At 63.6% G+C, this 24792-nt stretch carries 21 protein-coding genes; 3 read left to right on the forward strand and 18 right to left on the reverse strand.

Annotated elements, in window-relative coordinates:
- From mlaD to AB7F11_RS02210, 15 genes are all read right to left on the reverse strand, one after another.
- Positions 1–492 carry an outer membrane lipid asymmetry maintenance protein MlaD gene (mlaD, locus tag AB7F11_RS02140; protein ID WP_428288207.1) on the reverse strand — a complete coding sequence of 164 codons (492 nt, stop codon included), beginning with the start codon at positions 490–492 and terminating at the stop codon, positions 1–3.
- Between the two features lie 29 nt (positions 493–521).
- Positions 522–1304 carry a lipid asymmetry maintenance ABC transporter permease subunit MlaE gene (gene mlaE, locus AB7F11_RS02145; RefSeq protein WP_428288206.1) on the reverse strand — a complete coding sequence of 261 codons (783 nt, stop codon included), beginning with the start codon at positions 1302–1304 and terminating at the stop codon, positions 522–524.
- The gene (locus tag AB7F11_RS02150) at positions 1301–2128 is read right to left on the reverse strand and encodes an ABC transporter ATP-binding protein (protein ID WP_428288205.1); all 828 of its coding nucleotides are present in this window, start codon (positions 2126–2128) and stop codon (positions 1301–1303) included. Before AB7F11_RS02150 ends, mlaE begins: the two co-directional genes overlap by 4 nt.
- A 54-nt stretch (positions 2129–2182) precedes the next feature.
- Positions 2183–3649, reverse strand: a complete 1467-nt coding sequence (locus AB7F11_RS02155; RefSeq protein ID WP_428288204.1) for a glutamate synthase subunit beta — start codon at positions 3647–3649, stop codon at positions 2183–2185.
- 36 nt (positions 3650–3685) lie between these two features.
- Entirely contained in the window at positions 3686–8464 is a 4779-nt protein-coding gene (locus AB7F11_RS02160; RefSeq protein ID WP_428288203.1) for a glutamate synthase-related protein, read from the reverse strand.
- A gap of 185 nt (positions 8465–8649) precedes the next feature.
- Positions 8650–9351, reverse strand: a complete 702-nt coding sequence (locus AB7F11_RS02165; protein ID WP_428288202.1) for a transposase — start codon at positions 9349–9351, stop codon at positions 8650–8652.
- 41 nt (positions 9352–9392) lie between these two features.
- Positions 9393–10589: a CynX/NimT family MFS transporter gene (locus AB7F11_RS02170; RefSeq protein ID WP_428288201.1), complete on the reverse strand. Its 1197-nt coding sequence runs from the start codon at positions 10587–10589 to the stop codon at positions 9393–9395.
- The gene (locus AB7F11_RS02175; protein WP_428288200.1) at positions 10586–11776 is read right to left on the reverse strand and encodes a deoxyguanosinetriphosphate triphosphohydrolase; all 1191 of its coding nucleotides are present in this window, start codon (positions 11774–11776) and stop codon (positions 10586–10588) included. Before AB7F11_RS02175 ends, AB7F11_RS02170 begins: the two co-directional genes overlap by 4 nt.
- Positions 11773–12897 (reverse strand): 3-dehydroquinate synthase, encoded by a 1125-nt coding sequence (gene aroB / locus AB7F11_RS02180; protein WP_428288199.1) that lies wholly within the window; start codon positions 12895–12897, stop codon positions 11773–11775. The genes AB7F11_RS02175 and aroB overlap by 4 nt, the downstream gene beginning before the upstream one ends.
- A 49-nt stretch (positions 12898–12946) precedes the next feature.
- Positions 12947–13513 carry a shikimate kinase gene (locus AB7F11_RS02185; RefSeq protein ID WP_428288198.1) on the reverse strand — a complete coding sequence of 189 codons (567 nt, stop codon included), beginning with the start codon at positions 13511–13513 and terminating at the stop codon, positions 12947–12949.
- On the reverse strand, positions 13510–15633 hold the full coding sequence (pilQ, locus tag AB7F11_RS02190; RefSeq protein WP_428288197.1) for a type IV pilus secretin PilQ: 2124 nt from the start codon (positions 15631–15633) through the stop codon (positions 13510–13512). Before pilQ ends, AB7F11_RS02185 begins: the two co-directional genes overlap by 4 nt.
- On the reverse strand, positions 15630–16181 hold the full coding sequence (locus AB7F11_RS02195) for a pilus assembly protein PilP (RefSeq protein WP_428288196.1): 552 nt from the start codon (positions 16179–16181) through the stop codon (positions 15630–15632). Before AB7F11_RS02195 ends, pilQ begins: the two co-directional genes overlap by 4 nt.
- A complete protein-coding gene (locus AB7F11_RS02200; protein ID WP_428288195.1) occupies positions 16181–16855 on the reverse strand; it encodes a type 4a pilus biogenesis protein PilO in 675 nt (224 codons plus the stop codon). Before AB7F11_RS02200 ends, AB7F11_RS02195 begins: the two co-directional genes overlap by 1 nt.
- A gap of 18 nt (positions 16856–16873) precedes the next feature.
- Positions 16874–17497 (reverse strand): PilN domain-containing protein, encoded by a 624-nt coding sequence (locus AB7F11_RS02205; protein ID WP_428288194.1) that lies wholly within the window; start codon positions 17495–17497, stop codon positions 16874–16876.
- A complete protein-coding gene (locus AB7F11_RS02210; protein ID WP_428288193.1) occupies positions 17494–18573 on the reverse strand; it encodes a pilus assembly protein PilM in 1080 nt (359 codons plus the stop codon). Before AB7F11_RS02210 ends, AB7F11_RS02205 begins: the two co-directional genes overlap by 4 nt.
- Before the next feature lie 267 nt (positions 18574–18840).
- On the opposite strand from AB7F11_RS02210, the gene AB7F11_RS02215 reads away from it, so the two are divergent.
- Entirely contained in the window at positions 18841–21264 is a 2424-nt protein-coding gene (locus tag AB7F11_RS02215; RefSeq protein WP_428288192.1) for a penicillin-binding protein 1A, read from the forward strand.
- On the opposite strand, the gene cyaY is transcribed toward AB7F11_RS02215, so the two are convergent.
- Positions 21254–21583, reverse strand: a complete 330-nt coding sequence (gene cyaY / locus AB7F11_RS02220) for an iron donor protein CyaY (RefSeq protein ID WP_428288191.1) — start codon at positions 21581–21583, stop codon at positions 21254–21256. The genes AB7F11_RS02215 and cyaY overlap by 11 nt on opposite strands.
- A 12-nt stretch (positions 21584–21595) precedes the next feature.
- On the opposite strand from cyaY, the gene lptM reads away from it, so the two are divergent.
- Together lptM and lysA are read left to right on the forward strand one after the other, a co-directional pair.
- On the forward strand, positions 21596–21787 hold the full coding sequence (gene lptM, locus AB7F11_RS02225) for an LPS translocon maturation chaperone LptM (RefSeq protein WP_428288190.1): 192 nt from the start codon (positions 21596–21598) through the stop codon (positions 21785–21787).
- 87 nt (positions 21788–21874) lie between these two features.
- Complete coding sequence (lysA, locus tag AB7F11_RS02230; RefSeq protein ID WP_428288331.1) at positions 21875–23104, forward strand: diaminopimelate decarboxylase; 1230 nt, start codon at positions 21875–21877, stop codon at positions 23102–23104.
- On the opposite strand, the gene AB7F11_RS02235 is transcribed toward lysA, so the two are convergent.
- Entirely contained in the window at positions 23040–23636 is a 597-nt protein-coding gene (locus AB7F11_RS02235; protein ID WP_428288189.1) for a sulfite oxidase heme-binding subunit YedZ, read from the reverse strand. The two genes, lysA and AB7F11_RS02235, sit on opposite strands and share 65 nt — an antisense overlap.
- Positions 23637–23715: 79 nt before the next feature.
- A complete protein-coding gene (gene msrP, locus AB7F11_RS02240) occupies positions 23716–24723 on the reverse strand; it encodes a protein-methionine-sulfoxide reductase catalytic subunit MsrP (RefSeq protein ID WP_428288188.1) in 1008 nt (335 codons plus the stop codon).
- Between the last annotated feature and the right edge of the window lie 69 nt (positions 24724–24792).

Genomic DNA, 24792 nt, shown 5'->3' on the forward strand with positions numbered 1-24792 from the left:
TTATTCTTTCGCGGGCTCTTTCCCGGCATCCTTGTCACCGTCGGCGGCGCGACTGAACAGGAACTGGCTGATCAGGTTCTCCAGGATCACCGCCGACTGGGTCTGGGTGATCACGTCGCCGTCGGCGATGTTGCGCTCATCACCACCGGGCTCAATGCCGATGTATTGCTCACCGAGCAGGCCGCTGGTCAAGATCTTGAGCGAACTGTCCTTGGGAAAAGCGTAGCGGGATTCCAGCGCCAGCGTGATATTGGCCTGAAAGGTTTTGTCATCAAACGTAATGGATTCCACGCGTCCGACCACCACGCCGGCACTGCGCACCGCCGCCTTCGCCTTGACGCCCCCAGCGTTGTCGAAACGGCCCACCACTTTGTAGGTCTTCTCGAAGTTGAGGCTCAGCAGGTTGGCCGACTGGAGCGCCAGAAACAGGATGGCCGCCGCGCCGATGAGCACAAACAGGCCCACCCAGACGTCGTTCTTGGAAGTTTGCATGGTGTTTCTCCGGCGAAATGGGATGCGTCTCAGATGCTGAACATCATGGCTGTGAGGACAAAGTCCAGCGCGAGCACGCTCAACGATGCCACCACCACCGTGCGGGTGGTGGCGCGCGACACGCCCTCGGGCGTGGGATGTGCTTCGAAGCCCTGGAGCAACGCGACAAAGGTGACGGCAAAACCAAAGACGACGCTCTTGATCACACCGTTGCCCACGTCGGCCCACACATCGACGCCGCCTTGCATCTGGCTCCAGAAGGCACCACTGTCCAGGCCAATAAGCAGCACGCCGACGATCCAGCCGCCCAAGATGCCCACTGCGCTGAACACCGCAGCCAGCAGCGGCATGGTGAACACGCCGGCCCAGAATCGCGGCGCCAGCACGCGGCGCACCGGGTCTACAGCCATCATCTCCATGGCGCTGAGCTGCTCACCCGCCTTCATGAGGCCGATCTCGGCAGTGAGCGAAGTGCCCGCACGCCCGGCAAACAGCAGCGCCGTGACCACGGGCCCCAGTTCGCGCAGCAGGCTCAGCGCCACCATCATGCCCAGCGCTTCGGCAGAACCGTAGCGCTGAAGGATGTAGTAACCCTGCAAACTGAGCACGAACCCCACGAACAGGCCCGAGACCGCAATGATCGCGAGGGAATGGTTGCCCAGGAAATGAATCTGGTCTCGCACCAGCCCCGGGCGGCGCAGCGCGGCGCCCAGCAGCCAGATGAGGCGGAAGAAAAGCCGGGTGCCATGGCCTATGGCTGCGAGCTGGCGGCGCACGGCAAATCCGACGCGTGCGGGGTGCAAGGCCTTCATCGACGCCTCCCTTGGCCGGAGATGCCGAAGTCCTCGGCCAGTTCCGGCCCCGGATGGTGGAAGCGGACCGGCCCGTCTGGCAGGGCGTTGACGAACTGTTTCACCAGCGGATCTTCGCTGTGGCGCACCTCTTCAGGCGTTCCCTGGGCAGCAATTTTTCCGTTGGCCAGCACGATGACCTGATCCGCGATGTGGAAGGTTTCGTCGAGATCGTGCGACACCACGATGCTGGTCAGCCCCATGGCATCGTTGAGCTGGCGAATGAGCCGGGCTGCGGTGCCCAGGGAAATCGGGTCCAGGCCGGCAAAGGGCTCGTCGTACATGACCAGCTCGGGATCGAGCACGATGGCTCGCGCCAGGGCCACCCGACGCGCCATGCCGCCCGAGAGTTCGCTGGGCATGAGGTCGCGTGCGCCGCGCAAGCCGACAGCATTGAGTTTCATGAGCACGATGTCGCGCACCAGAGACGGCGGCAACTTCGTATGTTCAAGCAAGGGAAAGGCCACGTTGTCGAACACGCTCATGTCGGTGAACAAGGCACCGAACTGGAACAGCATGCCCATACGGCGCCGCGCCGCGTACAAGGCCTTGGGGTTCATGACGGTCACGTCCTGACCGTCGAACAGCGTTTCGCCCTTCTGTGCGCGGATCTGCCCGCCGATGAGCTTGAGCACTGTGGTCTTGCCGCCGCCCGACGCGCCCATGAGCGCCGTGACCTTGCCACGCGGCACAGTCAGCGAGATGTCGTCGAGAATGGCGCGCTTGCCGTAACCAAATGTCAGGTGGCGCAGTTCGACCAGAGGGGTGGTGGAGTCGGTGGGCATCAAACAAAAACCGGGCAGTTCAAGGCCCGGTTTTTGGATGATACGGGATTCAGATCAGCGAGGCAGGTCAGAGAACCCCATCAGGTATTCGTCGACGGAGCGGGCCGCCTGCCGGCCCTCGCGGATGGCCCACACCACCAGGCTCTGCCCGCGTCGCATGTCGCCAGCCGCAAACACCCTGGGGACATTGGTGGCATAGCCGCCAGTGAAATCCGTGCTGGCCTTGGCGTTGCCACGCGCGTCCTTGTCGACACCGAAGCCATCGAGGATGCTGGCCACCGGGTTCACAAAGCCCATCGCGAGCAGCACCAGGTCGGCAGGGTAGGTCTTCTCAGTGCCCGCGATCTCCACCAGCTTGCCGTCCTTCATTTCCACATGCACGGTCTGCAAACCCGTGACCTTGCCCTTTTCACCCAGGAACGCCTTGGTGGAGATGGCGAATTCGCGCACACAGCCTTCTTCATGGCTGGAGCTGGTGCGCAGCTTGAGCGGCCAGTAGGGCCACACCAGGGGCTTGTTCTCCTCTTCCGGCGGCTGGGGCATCACTTCGAACTGCGTCACGCTGGCGGCGCCGTGGCGGTTGCTGGTGCCCACGCAGTCGCTGCCGGTGTCACCGCCGCCGATCACGATGACGTGTTTGCCGTCTGCGCGCAACTGGCCCTTGAGCTTGTCGCCTGCATTGACCTTGTTCTGCTGCGGCAGGAATTCCATGGCGAAATGGATGCCGTCCAGATCGCGGCCAGGCACAGGCAGGTCGCGGCTTTGCTCCGCGCCACCGGTCAGGAGCACGGCGTCGAAATCCTTCTGCAGCTGTTCGGGCGTGATGGTTTCCTTGGCCCAGTTCGTCACCTTGCTGCCCTTGGGCAGGCTGCCCACCATCACCCCGGTGCGAAACACCACGCCCTCAGCCTCCATCTGCGCCACGCGCCGGTCGATGTGGCTTTTCTCCATCTTGAAGTCGGGAATGCCGTAGCGCAGCAGACCGCCAACACGGTCGTTCTTCTCGAACAGCGTCACATCGTGACCGGCGCGCGCGAGTTGCTGGGCCGCAGCCATGCCGGCCGGGCCAGAACCCACCACGGCCACTCTCTTGCCAGTCTTGTGGCGCGGAGGCTGGGGCTGCACCCAGCCTTCGGCCCAGGCGCGGTCGATGATGGCGTGCTCAATCGACTTGATGCCCACTGCGTCGTCGTTCACGTTGAGCGTGCACGCCGCTTCGCAAGGCGCAGGGCAGATGCGCCCGGTGAATTCGGGGAAGTTGTTGGTGCTGTGAAGCACGGTGATGGCGTTCTTCCAGTCGCCCTGGAACACCAGGTCGTTGAAATCAGGAATGATGTTGTTGACCGGACAGCCGCTGTTGCAGAACGGTGTTCCGCAATCCATGCAGCGCGCCGCCTGCACCTTGGACTGAGCCTCGTCCAGGCCGACGACGAATTCCTTGTAGTGTTTCAGGCGCTCCGGCACAGGCTTGTAGCCCTCTTCCAGACGCTCGAATTCCATGAAGCCAGTGACTTTTCCCATGATGCGTGTCTTTCGTTTGCGCTCGATGCGGCGAGCTTATTTGGCAGAGGCCAGGGCCTTCTTCGCCGAGCCCTGGGCCTTGGTGGTGGCCACGGCAGCGGTCTTGCGGGCGTTGATTTCACCCAGCGCGCGCTTGTATTCGTTGGGGAACACCTTCACGAAGCGCCCGCGTGACTGCGCCCAGGTGTCGAGCAGTTCGCGCGCACGTTTGCTGCCGGTCCAGCGGTTGTGCTCTTCCAGCAACTTCTTCAGCTGCGCTTCGTCGCTCTGGTCGCGGTGCCAGATGGCGCGGTCCATGCCGGCTTCCTGCTCTGCCGCAGGCAGCACCCTCTCCAGGCTGACCATGGCGGTGTTGCAGCGGCGGGCGAAGTCGCCGTCCTCATCGAACACATAGGCCACGCCGCCGCTCATGCCCGCGGCAAAGTTGCGTCCCGTCTTGCCCAGCACCACGACTGTGCCACCCGTCATGTACTCACACCCGTGGTCTCCCGTGCCCTCCACCACGGCGGTGGCGCCCGAGAGACGCACGGCAAAGCGCTCGCCAGCCACGCCACTGAAGAAGGCTTCGCCTGTCGTGGCGCCGTACATCACGGTGTTGCCCACGATGATGTTGCGCGCCGCTTCGCCGCGGAAGTCGATGCTGGGACGCACCACCACTCGGCCACCAGAGAGCCCCTTGCCGGTGTAGTCGTTGGCATCGCCAATGAGGTAGAGCGTGATGCCGCGCGTGAGGAAGGCGCCGAACGACTGGCCTCCCGTGCCTTCGAGCTGGATGCGGATGGAGTCGTCCGGCAGACCTTCCGGATGCACCTGGGTCACCGCGCCCGAGAGCATCGCACCCACTGAACGGTTGACGTTACGCGCCACCTCGATGAACTGCACCCGCTCGCCCTTGTCAATGGCCGCGCGCGATTTTTCGATCAGCACCACATCCAGCGCCTTGTGCAGGCCGTGCTCCTGGTTCTGCGTGTGCAGGCGCGGCACGTCGGCAGGCACGCTGGGCAGCGCCAGCAAGCGGCTGAAATCCAGACCCTTGGCCTTCCAGTGCTCGATGCCCTGTTTCATGTCCAGCAGGTCGGCACGGCCGATGAGGTCGTCGAACTTGCGGATGCCCAGCTGAGCCATGATCTGGCGCACCTCTTCAGCGACGAAGAAGAAATAGTTGACCACGTGCTCGGGCTTGCCGCTGAATTTCTTGCGCAGCACCGGGTCCTGCGTGGCCACGCCCACCGGGCAGGTGTTGAGGTGGCACTTGCGCATCATGATGCAGCCCTCGACCACCAGCGGTGCGGTGGCGAAGCCGAACTCGTCGGCGCCGAGCAGCGCGCCGATGGCGACGTCGCGGCCGGTCTTCATCTGGCCGTCGGCCTGCACACGGATGCGGCTGCGCAGGCGGTTGAGCACCAGCGTCTGCTGCGTCTCGGCCAGTCCGATTTCCCACGGACTGCCGGCGTGCTTGATCGAGGACCAGGGCGAGGCTCCGGTACCTCCATCGTGGCCAGCGATCACCACATGGTCGGCTTTGCACTTGGCCACACCGGCGGCGATGGTGCCCACGCCGATCTCGGACACCAGCTTGACGCTGATGCTGGAGTGCGGCGCCACGTTCTTCAGATCGTGGATGAGCTGGGCCAGGTCTTCGATGGAGTAGATGTCGTGGTGCGGCGGCGGTGAAATGAGGCCCACGCCCGGCACGCTGTGGCGCAGTTTGCCGATGTAGTCGCTCACCTTGCCGCCAGGAAGCTGGCCACCCTCGCCCGGCTTGGCGCCCTGCGCCATCTTGATCTGAATCTGGTCGGCGCTGTTGAGATACTCGGCCGTGACGCCGAAGCGCCCGGACGCGACCTGCTTGATCTTCGAGCGCATGGAGTCGCCGGCCTGCAGTTCGTAGTCCACCTCGAAGGTGTCCTTGCCCAGCAGATCGGACATGGTCTGGCCCTGTTTGATCGGGATGCCCTTGAGCTCGTTGCGGTAGCGAAGCGCGTCTTCGCCGCCTTCGCCGGTGTTGCTCTTGCCGCCGATGCGGTTCATGGCCACGGCCAGCGTGGCGTGCGCCTCGGTGGAGATGGAGCCGAGCGACATGGCGCCCGTGGCGAAACGCTTGACGATCTCGCTGGCGGGCTCGACCTCGTCAATGGAGACGGCCGCGGCTGGATCGATCTTGAACTCGAACAGGCCGCGCAGCGTCATGTGGCGGCGGCTCTGGTCGTTGATGAGCTGGGCGTATTCCTTGTAGGTGTTCCAGTTGTTGGCCCGTGTGCTGTGCTGCAGCTTGGCAATGGCGTCGGGCGTCCACATGTGTTCTTCCCCGCGCGTGCGCCAGGCGTATTCACCTCCCGCATCGAGCATGGTGGCAAGCACCGGGTCGTCGCCAAAGGCCGCCTTGTGCATGCGGATGGCCTCTTCGGCGATCTCGAACACACCGATGCCGCCCACGCGGCTGGCGGTTCCACTGAAGTACTTGTTCACCACGTCGCTGTTGAGACCGATGGCCTCGAACAACTGCGCACCGCAATAGGACATGTAGGTCGACACGCCCATCTTGGACATGATCTTGGACAGGCCCTTGCCGATCGCCTTGACGTATTGATAGATCGCCTTGTCGGCGTTCAGGTCACCCGGAAGGTCCTTGTGGATGGCCGCCAGCGTCTCCATGGCCAGGTAGGGATGCACGGCTTCGGCGCCATAGCCCGCGAGCACGGCGAAGTGGTGCACCTCGCGTGCGGTGCCGGTCTCCACGACCAGTCCGGCGGTGGTGCGAAGGCCCTCGCGCACCAGGTGCTGGTGAATGGCGGAGAGCGCCAGCAATGCAGGGATGGCAATGCGCGTGGCGCTCACGTTGCGGTCGCTGATGATCAGGATGTTCTTGTGGCCCTTGATCGCATCCACGGCGGCCGCGCACAACGAGGCGAGCTTGGCTTCCACACCCTGGCGGCCCCAGGCGACCGGGTAGGTGATGTCCAGCGTGTGGCTGCGGAACTTGCCCTGCGTGACGGCTTCGATGTCGCGCAACTTGGCCATGTCCGCCACGTCGAGCACCGGCTGGCTGACCTCAAGCCGCATCGGCGGGTTGACCTGGTTGATGTCCAGCAGGTTGGGCTTGGGACCGATGAACGACACCAGCGACATCACGATCGCTTCGCGAATCGGGTCGATCGGCGGGTTCGTCACCTGTGCGAACAACTGCTTGAAGTAGTTGTAGAGCGGCTTGTTCTTGTCGGAGAGCACCGCCAGCGGACTGTCGTTGCCCATGGAGCCGATGCCCTCTTCGCCGTTGGCGGCCATCGGACTCATCAGGAATTTGATGTCTTCCTGCGTATAGCCGAAGGCCTGCTGGCGGTCGAGCAACTCAGGGCTGACGCTTTCGATGCCCAACGCCTGTGGCTCGGTGGCGCTGATGCGCTGCTCCTGGGCCGACTCGCCTGCCACGGGTGTGTCCACATCGTCCAGGCGGATGCGCAGGTTGTCGATCCACTGCTTGTAAGGCTTGCCGTTGGCGAGGTTGGCTTTGAGCTCCTCGTCGTCAATCATGCGGCCCTGCTCCAGGTCAATCAGGAACATCTTGCCGGGCTGCAGGCGCCACTTGCGCACAATCTTGTTCTCGGGCACGGGCAGTACGCCAGACTCCGAACCCATGATCACGAAATCGTCGTCGGTGATGCAGTAGCGCGAGGGACGCAGGCCATTGCGGTCCAGCGTAGCGCCGATCTGGCGGCCGTCGGTGAACACGATGGACGCGGGTCCATCCCAGGGCTCCATCATGGCGGCGTGGTACTCGTAAAAGGCCTTGCGGCGCTCGTCCATGGTGGTGTGCTGCTCCCAGGGCTCGGGGATCATCATCATCACGGCCTGCGCCAGCGGGTAACCCGCCATGGTGAGCAGTTCGAGGCAGTTGTCGAAAGTGGCGGTATCGGATTGACTGGCAAAGCTGATCGGGTAGAGCTTTTGCAGATCGGCACCCAGCACCGGCGACGACATCACGCCCTCGCGCGCCTTCATCCAGTTGTAGTTGCCCTTGACGGTGTTGATCTCGCCGTTGTGCGCCACATACCGGTAAGGATGGGCCAGCGGCCACTCGGGGAAAGTGTTGGTGGAAAATCGCTGGTGCACCAGCCCAAGTGCCGAGACACAGCGCTCATCGTCCAGATCGAGGAAGTAGGTGCCAACTTGGTCGGCCAGCAGCAGTCCCTTGTAGACCACCGTGCGGCTGCTCATGCTGACCACGTAGTATTCCTTGCTGTGGGTCAGTTGCAGGCGCTGGATGGCGGCGCTCGCGGTCTTGCGAATCACATAGAGCTTGCGTTCCAGCGCGTCCTGCACGATGACGTCGTTCCCGCGGCCGATGAAAACCTGGCGGATCACAGGCTCCTTCTCGCGCACGGTGGGCGACATGGGCATGTCCTTGTTCACCGGCACGTCGCGCCAGCCCAGCAGCACCTGACCCTCGGCCGCCACCGCACGCTCCATCTCCTGCTCGCACGCCAGGCGGCTGGCGTGTTCCTTGGGCATGAAAATCATGCCCACGCCGTACTCGCCTGCCGGCGGCAGCGAAACACCCTGGGCCGCCATCTCCGCCCGGTACAGGGCGTCGGGCAACTGAATCAACAAGCCAGCGCCGTCGCCCATGAGCTTGTCCGCACCCACCGCACCCCGGTGATCGAGGTTCTCCAGGATCTTCAGACCCTGCTTCACGATCGCATGGCTTTTTTCGCCCTTGATGTGAGCCACGAAGCCCACACCGCACGCGTCGTGCTCGTTGGCCGGGTCGTACAGGCCATGTTGCTGGAGATGCTGCTGCTCGGCTGCCGTGTTCATGGCGCTTCCTTTTCGGTTCGTGGGCATGGGTGCGAAAAACGACTGGAAAGCATATTGCATTGCAACAACAATGCCAAGCATATTAAATGGGGTCAGATTCTAATTTCACGCGCCGTTTGAAGCGCCAGATTTAAATGGGGACAGATTGGTCAACCAAGGAATGCTGCCACTGCTTGCTCGCGTGTTCAACCGGCCGAGCCTGGGCTGGATGCAGGCCGCCCTCTCGGCGCAGGCGCAATCCGTCGGGGGGTCCTCTTTTGCAACTCGGCCATGAAATCCGCGTCTCCCAGCGCCCACCCGTGCAAAGTGGCGTCGGTGATGGCTCGTTGTGAGGGCGCATCCAGCCCGGCGCGCACCATTTCGGTGTAGGCGGCCTCACGCGCAAACGGCGTGTTGCCCAGCGCCCAGTACATGGGATGCGGCGTGACGCGCTTGTCCTGTGCCTGCCCGGTGAAATGACGGTGACTGGACCACAGGTACTGCTTCGGCTCAACGACCATGCCCGCGCGAATCGGGTTGAGGTCGAGGTAAGCCATGCAGGCCAACAAATAGCGCTCGGTCTGGATCAGGGTGGATTTGTAGCGCCCTTCCCACAACGTGCCAGTGCGGTGGTGCCGGTCATTGAAGTAGCGAACATAGTTTCGCCCCACAGCCTGCATCATCAGCGGCACACCTTCTGCGCTCTCGGGCGTGAGCAGCAGATGAAAATGGTTGTCCATCAAAACGTAGGCGTTGATGGCGACATGATGCTTGCGGGCGTTGTCGCTGAGCGAATCCAGCAACGCTTCGCGATCGGCGTCGTCGGCGACGATGGGCTGGCGATTGTTGCCGCGCTGGATCACATGATGTGGATAGCCGGGTACGGTGAGGCGGGGCAGTCGGGCCATGACAAAGCAGGGTTAAATTGGATTCTGACCCCAATTACACATCAAGCACGTCGGTTCCAGACGGCCTGGAGGCGATTGGCGAGCAGCATGCCGAGAACGGACGAGGCGCCGGTGACGACCCAGGTCCATTGCCAGCCCCCGACCTGGGTGGCCACCCAGGCCACCACCGGTGGACCGAGGAACTGCCCGAGGGCTGAGAATTGCTGCATCCATCCCACGGTGGTGGACACGGTGTCACGGTCGGGTGCCAGGCTCACGGACAGGCCAAACAAGGTGCCCGGAATGAGTCCGCCCACACCAGAAAACACCAGCACAGCCAAGTACTGCCAAGCGGGGTGGCCCTGCGCGCCGAACGCCACCAGGGCACCCAGTCCCATGGACAGGTAGGCGAGCGTGAGCACGGTGCCGGGACGGGCGCCCCGGGCCAGCCACCTACCCGCACCGATATTGCCCGCCATGTTGATGCCAGCGGCCAGCGCGGTGAGGACTCCCACCACGCCGCCCGCATAACCTGCCTGCTGGTAGATGGTGGGCAGGAAGCCCACGACGGCAAGCCATTGCCCCGAATAGAGGAAGAAGGCCAGCGCCATGAGCCAGGGGCCCGGCGCACGAAGGGTGCGGGCGAGCCTGGGCCCCAGCGCGTTGGCAGCGGGCACCTGCATGGTTCGCACATCGCGCGGCACCCAGGCGGTCAGTGCACTGGCTGCAGCCAGTGACAAAAGCGCCAGACACCACCATGCGCCGCGCCAGCCCACCGCGCCCAGCAGTGGCACACCAAGGAGCAGCGCCAGGGCTGTGCCCAGCGGCATATAGGCACCCCACCAACCCAATGCGCGCGAAAGTGTCGGCCCTTGTTCCACGTGCTGGCGCAGCAGGCCCGGCGCGGGCAGCACCGCGAGCAGAAAGCCCATGCCTTCCAGCACGCGCGTGGCCAGCAGGGTCTGGACGTCGGGAGAGAGCGCCCCCAGCGCACTGCCCATGGCCAGCAGCACCAGGCCGGCGACCATGACCCGCCGAGGGCCCAGCCGGTCGGCCATGAGCCCCACCAGCAGGCCCAGCGTCATGCCGGCGAGTTGCACCAGCGAGAGCAGGAATCCGGCTTGCACCAGGCTCATGCCCAAGGCCTCGCGGAGCACGGGAATGGCCACCGGCAACTTGCCAACGTGCAAGGCGCAGCTCACACCAACCAGCACCACCAGCGCGGCCAGACGCCGCGGGTCGCTGGGGCGAGCGTTCACGGGAACAACACGGCGCCAAGCAGCCGCTCGTGTTCCCGGATGGCAAAGCGGTCGGTCATGCCAGCGATGTAGTCGGCCACGGCGCGCGCCTGGTGCTGGCGCTGGCCGTGTGCCTCGGGCATCTCGGAAGGCGTCTCCATGTAGCGCTCGAACAGGTCGGTCACCACCTGGCGCGCGCGGTCGGTGGTCTCCATGACCTGCGGATGGCGATAGAGGTTGCGCAGCAGGAAGGTCTTGAGTTGCTGGGTCCGCTCACGCATGCCGTCTGAAAAGGCCACGAGTGTGGGACCAGCACGCACGGCTTCGACGTCGTTCACGCCCGTGGCGACCATGCGCTCACGCGTGGTGTCGATCACGTCGTACACCTGATCGCTGAGCATCAGGCGGATTGCCTCAAACAGCAGCCGACGTCCGCCAAGCAGTGGATGGTTCGCCAGCGCTCTCTGACGGTAGTGCTCGAACAACTCGACTTCGGCCAGTTGCTCCATCGAGAGCAGTCCTGAGCGCACGCCATCGTCGATGTCGTGCGCGTTGTAGGCAATCTCGTCGGCCAGGTTGCACAACTGCGCTTCCAGCGAGGGCGAGCCGCCGTGCAGGAAGCGCCAGGCCACACCGCCGGGTTCCTGCTGCTCCAGGCGCAAGGCGTTGGCCCGCGAACAATGCTTGAGGACGCCCTCACGTGTTTCAAAGCAGAGATTGAGACCATCGAACGCCGGATACCGCTCCTCCAGTTCGTCCACCACGCGCAAGCTCTGCAAGTTGTGCTCGAAACCCCAGCCGTCACCTGCGTCCGAGGCCTCCTGCGTGGACCGTTGGCGCAGACAGGCATTGAGTGCGTCCTGACCCGCATGGCCAAATGGCGTGTGGCCCAGATCGTGTGCCAGCGCGATGGCCTCGACCAAGTCCTCGTTGAGATGCAGCGAGCGCGCGATGCTGCGTCCGAGCTGCGCCACTTCGAGCGAATGCGTGAGGCGGGTGCGGAACAGGTCGCCCTCGTGGTTGAGGAACACCTGGGTCTTGTAGACCAGGCGGCGAAATGCGGTGGAGTGGATCACCCGATCGCGATCGCGCTGGTACGCGGTGCGGGTCGGTGCTTCGGGCTCCGGAAAACGCCGACCGCGGCTGCGAGCCGGGTCGCTGGCGCAGGGCGCCAGGCCCCAGGCTGGATCGACGCCCGTTCCGGTCATGGAAGCCGAACGCTCGTGTTGATCACCCGGGCGACCAGGTCATCTGGGGCCGATTGCACCCGGGCGTGGCCCGGTCGGTCGATCACCACAAATTTGATCTCCCCCGCCTCAGCCTTCTTGTCCACGCGCATCAGGGCCAGGTAGCGGCCCACATTGTCTTTCGCGTCCAGCACGGGCGCCTCCGTGGGCAAGCCCGCCCGTCGCACCAGGGCGGTCAGCCGTTCGACGAATGCCTGGTCCACCAGTCCCAGCGCGGCAGACAGACGGGCCGCCATCACCATGCCGCATCCGACCGCCTCACCGTGCAGCCACTGCCCATAGCCCATGCCGGCCTCGATGGCATGTCCAAACGTGTGGCCAAAGTTGAGGATGGCGCGCAGCCCACCTTCGCGTTCGTCCTGCCCCACCACCCAGGCCTTGATCTCGCAACTGCGACGCACTGCATGCCCGAGCGCTTCTGGATCGCGGGCCACCAGCGCGTCCATCCGGGATTCGATCCAGTCGTAGAACGCCATGTCGGCAATGGGGCCGTACTTGATGACCTCGGCCAACCCCGCGCTGAGCTCGCGTGGGGGCAGCGTCTTGAGGGTGTCAAGATCGCACACCACACGCTGCGGCTGGTAGAACGCACCGATCATGTTCTTACCCAGCGGATGGTTGATGGCGGTCTTGCCACCCACCGAGGAGTCCACCTGCGCCAGCAAGGTGGTGGGCACCTGCACGAACGGCACGCCGCGCATGTAGCTGGCGGCCGCAAAGCCGGTCATGTCGCCCACCACACCGCCGCCCAGCGCAAACATCACCGTCTTGCGGTCGCAACCATGCGTCAGAAGGGCATCAAAGATGAGGTTGAGCGTCTCCCAGGTTTTGTGAGACTCGCCGTCGGGCAGGCTCACCAGATGAATCCGCGGGTAGTGGGACTCCAGTGCGCGCGTCAGTCGATCGGCGTAGAGCGGGGCCACGGTATCGTTGGTCACGATCAGGGCACTGGTGGCCACAGGCAGGTGCGCGTAGGTGGCAGGGGCATCCAGCAGCCCAGGGCCGATGGCAATGCTGTAACTGCGATCACCCAGGTCGATATGAACCTGCCCGAGGCTGGAGTCCGGAGTCTGAGAAGTCATGGCCCCAAGTTTATGCCGTGCGCACGGCACGGCACGGCCCGGGACGGTGTCAGCGTCCGGCAGGGTCTGAGTTCCCGGCCCGCTCGGGTGGCGTCATGCCGGACAGTTCTAGCTGCATCACGATCATGTTGACCAGCGTGGCCACAGAAGGGCGCCCGGTCTCGATCACGAAATGCGCGGTCTGGCGGTAAAGCGGATCACGCGCCTCGAACAGATCACGCAGGCGTTGCAGGGGATCTTCCACTTGCAGCAATGGCCGGTTTCGGTCGTGCCGCAGGCGGCGAAACACTTCCTCGGGAATGGAGCGCAGATAGACCACGGTACCGCGCTCATGCAAATGCGCACGATTGGCAGGGCGCAGCACCGAGCCACCGCCCGTGGACACGACCGACACGGGACCCTGAGTCAGTTCGTCAAGGACGGACTCCTCCAGGTCCCGAAAACGCGCCTCCCCTTCTCGCTCGAAATACTCCCGGATCGAACAACCCAGGCGCTCTTCGATCACGTGATCAGAGTCGAAGAAAGGGAGCGAAAGGCGACGGGCGAGTTGCCGCCCGATGGTGGACTTGCCCGAACCCGGGAGGCCCACCAGGAAACACGATGGAACGACGCTCAATTGATGGCCGAGCGCCCCAGTACGCGTGGCGTGATGAAGATCAGCAACTCGGATTTGTTCGCGATTCGCTCGCGCGACTTGAACAGGTTGCCCACGGCAGGCAGGTCACCCAGCAGCGGCACTTTGTTCACCTGGTCGCGTTCGGTCTGTTCAAAGATGCCACCAATCACGACCGTGCCGCCGTTCTCCACCAGCACCTGCGTCTGCACGTGCTTGGTGTTGATGGCGATGCCATCGGGCGTTGACTCGCCACGGCTGTCCTTGTTGATGTCCAGGTCCAGAATGATGTTGCCCTCGGGGGTGATCTGCGGCGTGACCTCGAGCTTCAGGTTGGCCTTGCGGAAAGCAATTGCGGTGGCACCGCTGGAGGTGGCGGTCTGGTAGGGAAATTCGGTACCCTGCTCGATCAGCGCCTTGACCTGATCAGCCGTCACCACACGCGGGCTGGAAACAATGCGCCCCTTGCCATCGGATTCCAGTGCAGAGATCTCCAGGCTCAGGAAACGCGAGGCGTTCGGGCTGAACAATGACAAGGCATAGGACGCCGCCAACGCATTGCCGGGGTTGGCCGGCAGGCTGACGAAAGGCTGTGACGTCAGGGTCGGACCGGTCGAGACAGCGCCGTAGGTGGAACCGAAGTTGCCTTGAACCTGATTGCCATTGACCGAGCCCACGTTGAAGCCTCGCACGCCGCCACCCAGGCGCACACCGAGCGATTTGCCAAAACTGTCGTCGGCTTCAACGATGCGCGCTTCGATCATCACCTGGCGGATGGGAATGTCCAGCTTGGCGATCAACTCCTGCACCTGCTGCAGGCGCGAGGGGATGTCGGTCACGAAAAGCTGGTTGGTGCGCGGTTCTGAAATCACGCTGCCCCGATCGGACAGGATGCGCGCATTGGAAGCGCTGCCACCTGCGGAACCCGAACCCGTCGAGACGAGTTGCGTGGCGATATCGGCGGCCTTGGCATAGTTCATCTGGAAGCCCTGCGTGCGCAGCGTCTCCAGGCTTTCAATGGATGCCTTGGACTCCAGTTCCTGTTTCTCACGCGCGGCAATCTCATCCTTGGGTGCGATCCACAGCACGTTGCCCGACTTGCGCATGCCCAGTCCCTTGGCCTGCAGAATGATGTCCAGCGCCTGGTCCCAGGGCACATCCTTCAGGCGCAGGGTGACCGCACCCGTGACGGAATCGGAGGTGACCACGTTGAAGTTGGTGAAATCGGCGATGACCTGCAGCAGCGTGCGAACTTCGATGTTCTGGAAGTTCAGCGAGAGCTTCTCGCCGCTGTACCCAGGGCCCTGCGTGAGCTTGGAAGAGTCGATCTTCTGCTCGCGCACTTCCAGCACGAACTGGTTGTCGCTCTGATACGCCGAATGCTCCCAGTTGCCGGTGGGGGACACCACCATGCGCACCCGGTCACCGGTCTGCGTGGTCGTCACGCTCTGCACAGGCGTGCCAAAGTCGCTCACGTCCAGGCGACGGCGCAGGCCCTCGGGCAGTGAGGTCTTGAGGAACTCCACCACCAGGTTCTGGCCCTGCTGGCGAATGTCGACGCCCACCTGGTTGTTTGCCAGATCCACCACCACCCGGCCAGCGTTGCCCACACCACGGCGGAAATCAATGTCGCGCAAGGCGGTGACGTCGCGGTTGCGGTTCTCCGCAAATGCCGCTGTTGGTGCGGTGGCTGCTGTCACCGGCTGCGCGCGGTCCAGCACCACGAGCAAGGTCTTGCCATCGACACGTGTCTGGTAAGAAGCCGACTGCTTGAGGTTGACGACCACACGGGTCCGGTCGCCTGCCTGCACCACATTGACCGAACGGATGTTGCCTTCGTTGACTTCAATGGCGTTGCGCCCGACCGAATTGGCCACGCCCGGGAAGTCCAGGGCAATGCGCGCCGGCGCCTGAATGGTGAAGCCCGTAGGTACCGCCGCCAGGGGCTCGGTGGTGGTGATGCGAACCACCTCGACGCCACCTTGAACCCCGCCCGTGATGGATTGAATGGCGTTCTGGGCGTGTGCCCAGAAACTCGACAGTGTCATGCACGCGAATACCGCACCCCTGAGCACCCCCCGCTCCACGGCTGAGAATCCGGTCGCCTTGTTTGGCTTGTTCATTTAGTGACATCCTCTTGTAGCTGCAGCGCCGCTGGGCGCTCGGTCCATTCGCCTGATGAATCCTGCACGATCTCGCGCAACACCACTTCGGTCTCGCTGATCTTGGTCACGCGCCCGTAGTTCTGCCCCAGGTAATTGCCGGGACGAACCTGGTACAGCAGCCGGTCCACTTTCACGAGAGCGACCAGTTGTCCGTCCCGGTTCAAGCTGCCCACCATCGTCATGATGTCCAGCGGATAGGCTTCGAGCGGTTGCTTGCGGCGAGCGAGCTCAGGCTCGATCAACGCGGCATTGGCCACGGGAACCGACTGGCTGCCGCGCAACACGCTGGCCAGCTTCTCGCTGCTAAACGGAGGCGTCAGGCGTTCACCTTCGTAGGCTTGCGGCACGAATTTGGTGGGCTCGGGAATCGGCTGAACTGAAGGCTTGATCGAATTGCGCTCGGTCTGCATCCACGCCTGCAGCTCGTCCTGGCTGGACGACGTGCACGCCGTCAGGCTCATTGCCAGCGCCAGGAACGTGCCCGGCTTCAACCATCGGGTCTGCATCACTTCTTGGCTCCCTGGGCTGCTTTTTGCTGCAGCGCGACTTCTTCCTGATCCAGGTAACGGAACGTCTTGGCCGTGCAATCCATGGTCAGCACGCCATCTCGATCCTTGACCGGCGTGAGGGTCAGGTTGTTCAGTGTCACGATGCGCGAGAGGTTGGCTATGTCAGCAGCGAACAGCCCGATGTCGTGGTACGAGCCGGTCACGCGCACCGCGATGGGCAACTCGGCGTAATACTCCTTCACGCTCACCTGTCCCGGCCGGAACAATTCAAACTGAAGGCTACGGCCGAGGCCCGCCTGGTTGATGTCGGAGAGCAGCGCATCCATCTCGGCCTTGCTGGGCAACTGCTTTTCCAGTTGCGTCACGTATTGCTGCACCTGTTCAAGCTGCTTTTTGAGCGCGTCAAGGTTCACCGCCTGAACGAGTTTCTTGCGGTAGTCCTCTCGCAGCGTGACTTCGCGGGCCTTCTCCGCAATGAGTTCTTCGTCGGAAGTCTTCAGCCACGCGAACCAGAGGCCGGCGATCACAGCTGCGCACACCGCGACGAACAGCAGGTTGCGCGGCAGTGCGGGCCACTGTGACGGGTCGTTCGGATCAAGACCGCTGAACTGGGCCTTGAGCTTGTCCTGGATTCCCTTGAAATCCACGTTGATGCTGGGCGATTTGGCCATGGTGCGTGGGTCCCCGGATCAGACTTTGCCGGCTGCAGCAGGCGCCGCGGGGGCGGCACCCGGCGCTGCAGGCGCGGCGGCAGAGGGGCGCTTGAGCGAGACGCGGATGGAGAAATTCGACACCCGGCGCACCTCGCGATTGGGTCCGGCCACATTGGCCGCGACAATTTCAACCAGATCGGGGCGCACCAGCCAGGTGCTGCTGTTCGAGAGGTTGCGCAACAACTCCGAGACACGCTCCTGCGACTGGGCCACGCCCACCAACAGCACGTTCTGGTTTTCCTGGCGCATGCTGTTGAGATAGATGCCGTCCGGCAATTGAGCAACCAGTTCGTCGAGCAGGTGCACCGGCAGATTCCGGTCACCCTGGAGGTTCTCCACCGCCGTCTGCCGTGCGCGAAGGGAGGCAATCTCGCGCTGCAGGCTGGCGATGTCCTTGATCTCTGCTTCGAGCTTTTTGATCTCGGCCTGCAAAAATTCGTTGCGCCCTTGCTGCGAGGCTATCTGCCCCTGGTACCAAGTGAAGATCGCTCCACAGATGACGCCACCCAAAAGGGCGGAGAGACCCAGCTGGGTAAAGAACTGGTCCTTCTGGCGCTTGCGTGCCGCTTCGCGGTGCGGCAACAGATTGATGAGGATCATTGGTAAAACCTCCGCAGGGCCAGGCCGGTCGAGGTCAGGTAGGACGGCGCTTCCCGGGAAATCTTGCGCGCCTGCACGGACGCGGCCATTTCCATGGCGTCAAACGGATTGATCACCATGCAGGCGAAGGAAGTCTGGTGAGTGACCGCTTCCGTCAAGCCGGGCAGTGCAGCACTGCCACCGGCGAGCAGGATATGGTCCACCTTGTTGTAGGGTGTGCTGGTGAAGAAAAATTGCAACGCGCGGCCGATTTCCTGCGCCATGCTTTCGATGAAGGGGTCGAGCACTGCGGAGCGGTAGTCGTCGGGCAGATCGCCGGAACGTTTCTTGGCCTCCGCCTCGTCAGATGAAAAGCCATACTGGCGCACGATGAGCTGGGTGAGTTGCGCACCACCGAAGGCCTGATCGCGCTCATAGAGCACGTCGTCGTTGCGCATGACTTGCATGCTGGTGGTGAGCGCGCCCACTTCGAACAGGGCCACCAGAGAGTCCACACCCTGGTTGGGCAACGTTTCGATCACGCGGCCCGCCGCCATGCGCGAGGCATAAGACTCCACGTCCATCACCACCGGCTTGAGCCCGGCAGCTTCGGCCAGACCTTGCCGGTCCGACACTTTTTCCTTGCGCGAGGCGGCGATCAGGACCTCCACATCACCGACCGAGTTGGCGCTGGGTCCGATCACGCAGAAGTCCAGACTGACTTCATCCAGCGAGAAGGGGATGTATTGGTTGGCTTCGGACTCCACCTGGGCTTCAAGTTCCTTGTCGGAAAGCCCGCCAGGCAGGATGATTTTTTTGGTGATGACAGCCGATGCGGGCAGCGCCAACGCCACGTGCTTGGTCTTGCTGCCGCTCTTGCGCACCACACGGCGCACTGCCTCAGCCACTTCGTCGAATTTCTCGATGTTGCCATCGGAAATCCAGCCGCGTTCCAGCGGCTCCATGGCGCATCGCTCCAGCACAAGGTCGCCCGCCCGGTTGCGGCCGAGTTCCACCAACTTCACGCTGGACGAACTGACATCGATGCCCAGCAAGGGCGCCGGTTCACGGTTGAATAACGATCCCAATGAGATCAAGGTGACCCCCATTAATGGTGACGACGGGCGGCGCCAGACTTAAGAATTCACTTGAATGCTAGCAGTAAGCCCTTTGTCCAGCAAAGATTTTTTGCCTTTGCGACAAAGTGAAACGTTGTCAAAAGCATACGCATTCGGCACCCTTCGTGAATTGCGTCATGGGCCACTTATCCCGCCAATTCACAACAACTCACAATAAGCCGGACAGGCGCTCGATTGGAGGGCGTCCCGATTTTTATAATCGGCAATACCGCTCTGATCGACCGCATGCCCAAAAACGACACTTCTTCGCCTCGCTCTTCCGATAGGTCAGTATCGACCGGACGCACCGCACTCATCTGGGCTGGTCGCTTGGTGGTGGGTCTGGCCGGACTGGCGGTGGCTGGTGTTGCAGGATTGCTGATGGCGGTTGGCATCGCGCTTGCCGTGGCCTACCCCAACCTGCCCGAGGTGGCCAGTCTCGCCGACTACCGCCCCAAACTGCCGCTGCGGATTCTCTCTGCCGATGGTGAGCTGATCGGCGAATTTGGCGAAGAGCGGCGCAACCTGCTCACCTTCGACCAGATCCCTGCCGTCATGAAGAATGCCGTGCTCGCCATTGAGGACGCTCGCTTCTTCGAGCACAGCGGGGTCGACTACCGAGGGATGGTCCGCGCCGCACTGGCCAACTTGCGCCAGGCCAAGAGCCAGGGCGCCTCCACCATCACCATGCAGGTCGCGCGCAACGTGTACCTGTCGGCGGAGAAAAGCTACACGCGAAAGATCTACGAAGTGCTGCTGACCTTCAAGCTGGAGCACATGCTCACCAAGGAGCAGATTCTGGAGATCTACATGAACCAGATCTTCCTGGGACAACGGGCCTACGGCTTTTCGTCTGCAGCACAGATCTACTTCGGCAAATCGCTCCAGGACGTCACGATCGCGGAAGCCGCCATGCTCGCCGGCCTGCCTCAGGCGCCTTCGGCCTACAACCCGGTTCGCAATCCGAAGCGCGCCCGCGCTCGTCAACTTCACATCATCGACCGCATGGTGGAAAACGGGTTCATCACCACCGCCGAGGCGGAGACGGCGAAGGCAGAGCAGCTCAAGCTGCGGCCGACGGTCAATCCGGATCGCCCGCACACCGAGTTCGTGGCCGAGATGGTGCGCCAGTCCATGGTTGCCCAATACGGCGACGAGGCTTACACGCGTGGGCTGGTGGTGATGACCACCCTCAACACCAAACACCAGCTGGCCGCCTACCGGGCGGTCCGCCAGGGCGTACTGGATTACGAGCGGCGCCAGTTTTACCGGGGGCCGGAGCTGTTCATTGACCTGCCCGCGGACAAGTCGGCACGCGATGACGCCATCGACGAGGCATTGACCGACCGCCCAGACAACGACGATCTGCTGTCGGCCGTGGTGCTGGAGGCCAATCCGCGCCGAGTGCTGGCCGTGCGCCAAGACGGCGAACCCTTCGAGATCACCGGCGAAGGCTTGAAGCCCGCGCAATCCGGTCTTTCGGAGAAGGCCGGCCCCAACATCAAGATCCGGCCGGGTGCAGTGATCCGCGTGGTACAGACCAGCCCCAAGGCCTGGCGCATCACGCAGTTGCCCGAGGTGGAATCGGCGTTTGTGGCGTTGGACCCGCGCAGCGGCAACATCGTGGCGCTGATCGGCGGCTTCGACTTCCAGAAGAGCAAGTTCAACCATGTCACGCAGGCCTGGCGACAACCTGGCTCCAGTTTCAAGCCTTTCATCTACTCCGCCGCGCTGGAAAAAGGCCTGACCCCCATGACGGTGGTCAACGACGCGCCACTCTTCTATTCAGCCGGGGAAACCGGCGGCAAGCCCTGGGAGCCCAAGAACTACGACGGCCAGTTCGAAGGACCGATGTCGGTGCGACGAGCGCTTGCCAAGTCCAAGAACATGGTGTCCATCCGCGTGCTGCAACTGGTGGGCACGCAGAGCGCACAGGAATGGGTGACGCGCTTCGGCTTCGACGCGGACAAACACCCCCCGTATCTGACGATGGCGCTGGGCGCAGGATCGGTCACACCCATGCAGATGGCGCTGGGCTATTCGGTGTTTGCCAACGGCGGCTACCGCATCGCCCCCAACCTCATCACGCGGGTAAGCGACCACAAGGGCAAGGTGTTGTACGCCGCCCAGCCCACCCCGTTGGCAGACGAACAGCGCGTGATCGACGCTCGCAACGCTTTTGTCATGAACAGCCTGCTGCAGGAAATCACGCGTTCGGGCACGGCAGCGCGGGCACAGGCCACGCTCAAGCGGACCGATCTTTTTGGCAAGACGGGCACCACCAACGACGCGGTGGATGCGTGGTTTGTCGGCTACCAGCCTTCGCTCGTGGCGGCGGCCTGGGTGGGCTATGACACTCCGCGCAACCTGGGCAGCCGCGAAACGGGCGGCGGGTTGAGTCTGCCCATCTGGATTTCCTTCATGTCCGAGGCGCTGAAGGGCGTGGATGTGGCCACCTACACGCCGCCGTCCGGTGTCATCAACGTGGGTGGCGAGTGGTACTACGAGGAGTTTGGGCCCGGACGGGGGGTGCATGGGCTGGGCCTGCAAGACCCGTGGCCTGGCGCACCAGCACCGCCCATGGAGTACGACCCCAACACCAACGAGCCCATCAAGCCCCCCGTGGAGAATGCGGACCGGCGCAGCATCCTCGATCTGTTCAGGAACTGAAGCGCAGCGGCAAGCCTGCCTGTTCGGAAGCGAAGCGGCTGAGCAGTTCGAAGAACTCCCCCTGTTGCTTGGTGTCCATCCAGTTTTCACCGTCGTGCTTGAAGTGGAATCCACCGGCACGGGCCGCCATCCATACCTCGTGAAGCGGTTTTTGCAGGTTGATGATGATCTGGCTGTGATTGGAAAAAGTCACGGTGATCATGCCGCCCACCCGCTGGTTGTCGAGGTCGGCATCGGTCGCGTCGTTGATGCGGTCGCAGGCCAATTCAATGGACCGAAGCAGCGCTTCGGCCTGGTCCTGGTACTCGGTGTCGGTCATTACAATGCCTGGATGTCTGAGTTGAAAAGCATTCTAGGCCGTGGTGCGGCCCCCTCGCGCCGCATGGCCATGGCGGCGTTGTGTCTGGTCGCCACGATGGGCATGTCGGCCTGCGGCCAGAAGGGTCCGCTCTATCTCCCGGCACCCGACAACTCTGGAAAAGACAAACCTGCCAGCACGCCCGCTCCAGCGGCGCCTCGCTGACGCCAACACGCTGCCCGCATGACCACCACCTCCGGCCTGCCGACCTCGGCACTGCCTACTTGCTTCGCGTACCAGAACCACCAGTTGATGGTCGAGGGTGTTTCCCTCGAGCGGCTGGCGCGCGAGCATGGCACGCCTCTGTTCGTCTACAGCCAGGCGGCCATGCTGACTGCGCTCGCCGCATACCAGCGAGGGCTCGCAGGACGCAGGCATCTGATCTGCTACGCCATGAAAGCCAATTCGTCCCTGGCGATCCTGCAGACCCTGGTGCGGGCAGGCTGCGGGCTGGACATCGTCTCGGGCGGCGAACTCGAACGCGCCATGGCCGCAGGTGCCGATCCTGCCCGCGTGATCTTCTCCGGCGTGGGCAAGACGCGGGCGGAAATGCGGCAGGCACTGCGCCTGGGCATCGGCTGCTTCAATGTAGAGAGTCGCGCTGAGCTCGACGTGCTTGATGAAGTGGCGCGCGACATGGGTCTGCGCGCGCCGGTGAGCGTGCGTGTGAACCCCAACGTGGACGCGAAAACGCACCCCTACATTTCCACTGGCCTCAAAGGCAACAAGTTCGGCATCGCGCACGAAGACGTGATCGCCACCTACCGCCATGCGGCGGATTGCGCCGGCCTGCGTGTCGTGGGAATCGACTGTCACATTGGCTCGCAGATCACGCAGTCGGGCCCCTACCTGGACGCCATGGACCGAATCCTGGACCTGGTGCAAGGCATCGAGGCCGAAGGCATCGCCATCGAGCACATCGACTTCGGCGGTGGGTTGGGCATCGACTACCAGGGTGATGCGCCACCGGCAGCCGACGCGCTCTGGGGTCAATTGCTGCAACGTCTTGACGCGCGGGGCTTTGGCGAACGCGCCATCTACATCGAGCCGGGACGTTCACTGGTGGGCAACGCGGGAGCGTGCCTCACCGAGGTGCTTTACCTCAAGCCCGGGGAGCACAAGAATTTCCTGATTGTTGATGCGGCCATGAACGACCTGCCACGGCCGGCGCTGTACGAAGCGTTTCACCGCATCGTGCCGCTGGCACCGCGCGACGGTGCGCCGAGCACCACCTGGGACGTGGTCGGCCCGGTGTGCGAGAGCGGCGACTGGATCGGGCGCGACCGGGCGCTCTCGGTGCGCGCCGGCGATTTTCTGGCTGTGCTCTCGGCTGGCGCCTATTGCATGAGCATGGCCAGCAACTACAACACGCGCGGCCGGGCCGCCGAAGTGCTGGTGAGCGGTGACCAGGCCACGCTCATCCGTTCCCGTGAGACGGCTGCCGACCAGCTCCGCCTGGAGCGCCCGCTGCCGCCGGCCTGAACCGGCGCCACAGGCGCCACCCCAGCAAAGCCGCAAGGATCGCGGCATACACCGCCACCTCGGCAAAGTCGTTTTTGCCGCTGCGCATCCAGAAGAAGTGCAGAACAGCGAGACCAGCCACCGCATACACCAGGCGGTGCAGCCGCTGCCAGACCTGGGCGCCCAGCGTGCGGATGGCGCGGTTGAAGGACGTGGCCGCCAGGGCCACCAACATCAGCCAGGCCAGGAACCCCACCAGGATGAACGGCCGCTTGACGATGTCAGCCAGGATGCCGGCCACATCGAACTCCATGTCGAACCAGGCGTAGGCGAGCAGGTGCATGCAGGCGTAGAAGAACACGTAGAGGCCCAGCATGCGACGCCAGCGGGCCAGCGCGGGCCAGCCGCCGATCACGCGCAAGGGCGAGATCGCCAGCACGATCACCAGGAATCGAAGCGTCCAGTCGCCCAGGGACCGGATCAGCGCCTCAGCGGGATTGGCACCGAGCTGGTTGGCAAAGGCCGCCCACACCAGCCAGGCGAAAGGCAGCATGGCCGCAACGAACACCAGCGGCTTGGCGGCCCAGTGCCCAATACACCGGTTGACGCGGGAGCCAGCGGGCCGCATCCCGTCAATACAGCTTGCGCAGGTCCATGCCGGCGTAGAGCTGGCCCACCTGAGGCTCGTAGCCATTGAACATCAGCGTCTGGCGGCGCTTGGCGAACAGGCCGCCCTCCTCGCCAATGCGGCGCTCGGTCGCCTGGCTCCAGCGCGGGTGGTCCACCTGCGGGTTGACGTTGGAATAAAAGCCGTACTCCTGGGGCGCCGCCACATTCCAGGCGGTGCGCGGCTCCTTGTCGGTGAAGCGAATCTTCACCAGCGACTTGCCGCTCTTGAAGCCGTACTTCCAGGGAACCACGAGGCGCAGCGGTGCGCCGTTCTGGTTGGGCAGCACCTCGCCGTACATGCCGAAGGCGAGCAAGGTCAACGGGTGCATGGCTTCGTCCATGCGCAGGCCTTCCACATAGGGCCACTGCAGCACATTCGAGCGCAGGCCCGGCATCTGCTTGGGGTCGGCCAGGGTGTGGAACTCCACGTACTTCGCGCCCCCCTGGGGTTGCACCTGCTTGATGAGTTCAGACAGCGAATAGCCCACCCAGGGAATCACCATCGACCAGCCTTCCACACAACGCAGCCGGTAGATACGCTCCTCCATCGGGCTGAGCTTGAGCAAGGCGTCCAGATCGAAATTGCCCGGCTTGTTCACCAGGCCGTCCACCGCCACCGTCCAGGGACGCGGCTTGAGCGTCTTGGCGGCGGACGCCGGGTCGGCCTTGTCGGTGCCGAATTCGTAGTAGTTGTTGTAGCCGCTCGCATCCTCATAGGACGTGAGCTTTTCCATGGTGCGCGCGCCGCTCACGGCGGATGCACGGCCGGGCATGGCTGCCAGCTTGCCTGGCCTGGGCGTGCCCGCCTGAGCCCAGGCATCGCGGCTGGCCCAGCCACCTGCAATCCCGAGGGCTGCGGCGCTCAGCGCGCTGCGTTCCAGCCACTGCCTTCGATTGAGGTAGGCTGCCTGGGGCGTGATCTCGCTGGGCAGCGGATGCTGGAAACCGTTGTGGCCGGTGCGGATGATCATGGGACGGTCCTTGCTGGGTGAATCCGGGCGCGGAGGATGCCGCGCCGAGTCTTCGTCCGTCGTCGGACA

This window comes from Hydrogenophaga sp., assembly GCF_050250835.1.
Lineage (GTDB): Bacteria > Pseudomonadota > Gammaproteobacteria > Burkholderiales > Burkholderiaceae_C > Hydrogenophaga.

Excerpts from the sequence above, each read along its gene's own strand:
- mlaD (WP_428288207.1), bottom strand. The coding sequence starts at position 492 with ATGCAAACTTCCAAGAACGACGTCTGGGTGGGCCTGTTTGTGCTCATC.
- mlaE (WP_428288206.1), bottom strand. The coding sequence starts at position 1,304 with ATGAAGGCCTTGCACCCCGCACGCGTCGGATTTGCCGTGCGCCGCCAG.
- AB7F11_RS02150 (WP_428288205.1), bottom strand. The coding sequence starts at position 2,128 with ATGCCCACCGACTCCACCACCCCTCTGGTCGAACTGCGCCACCTGACA.
- AB7F11_RS02155 (WP_428288204.1), bottom strand. The coding sequence starts at position 3,649 with ATGGGAAAAGTCACTGGCTTCATGGAATTCGAGCGTCTGGAAGAGGGC.
- AB7F11_RS02160 (WP_428288203.1), bottom strand. The coding sequence starts at position 8,464 with ATGAACACGGCAGCCGAGCAGCAGCATCTCCAGCAACATGGCCTGTAC.
- AB7F11_RS02165 (WP_428288202.1), bottom strand. The coding sequence starts at position 9,351 with ATGGCCCGACTGCCCCGCCTCACCGTACCCGGCTATCCACATCATGTG.
- AB7F11_RS02175 (WP_428288200.1), bottom strand. The coding sequence starts at position 11,776 with ATGACCGGAACGGGCGTCGATCCAGCCTGGGGCCTGGCGCCCTGCGCC.
- aroB (WP_428288199.1), bottom strand. The coding sequence starts at position 12,897 with ATGACTTCTCAGACTCCGGACTCCAGCCTCGGGCAGGTTCATATCGAC.
- pilQ (WP_428288197.1), bottom strand. The coding sequence starts at position 15,633 with ATGAACAAGCCAAACAAGGCGACCGGATTCTCAGCCGTGGAGCGGGGG.
- AB7F11_RS02195 (WP_428288196.1), bottom strand. The coding sequence starts at position 16,181 with ATGCAGACCCGATGGTTGAAGCCGGGCACGTTCCTGGCGCTGGCAATG.
- AB7F11_RS02200 (WP_428288195.1), bottom strand. The coding sequence starts at position 16,855 with ATGGCCAAATCGCCCAGCATCAACGTGGATTTCAAGGGAATCCAGGAC.
- AB7F11_RS02205 (WP_428288194.1), bottom strand. The coding sequence starts at position 17,497 with ATGATCCTCATCAATCTGTTGCCGCACCGCGAAGCGGCACGCAAGCGC.
- AB7F11_RS02215 (WP_428288192.1), top strand. The coding sequence starts at position 18,841 with ATGCCCAAAAACGACACTTCTTCGCCTCGCTCTTCCGATAGGTCAGTA.
- cyaY (WP_428288191.1), bottom strand. The coding sequence starts at position 21,583 with ATGACCGACACCGAGTACCAGGACCAGGCCGAAGCGCTGCTTCGGTCC.
- lptM (WP_428288190.1), top strand. The coding sequence starts at position 21,596 with ATGTCTGAGTTGAAAAGCATTCTAGGCCGTGGTGCGGCCCCCTCGCGC.
- lysA (WP_428288331.1), top strand. The coding sequence starts at position 21,875 with ATGGTCGAGGGTGTTTCCCTCGAGCGGCTGGCGCGCGAGCATGGCACG.
- AB7F11_RS02235 (WP_428288189.1), bottom strand. The coding sequence starts at position 23,636 with ATGCTGCCTTTCGCCTGGCTGGTGTGGGCGGCCTTTGCCAACCAGCTC.
- msrP (WP_428288188.1), bottom strand. The coding sequence starts at position 24,723 with ATGATCATCCGCACCGGCCACAACGGTTTCCAGCATCCGCTGCCCAGC.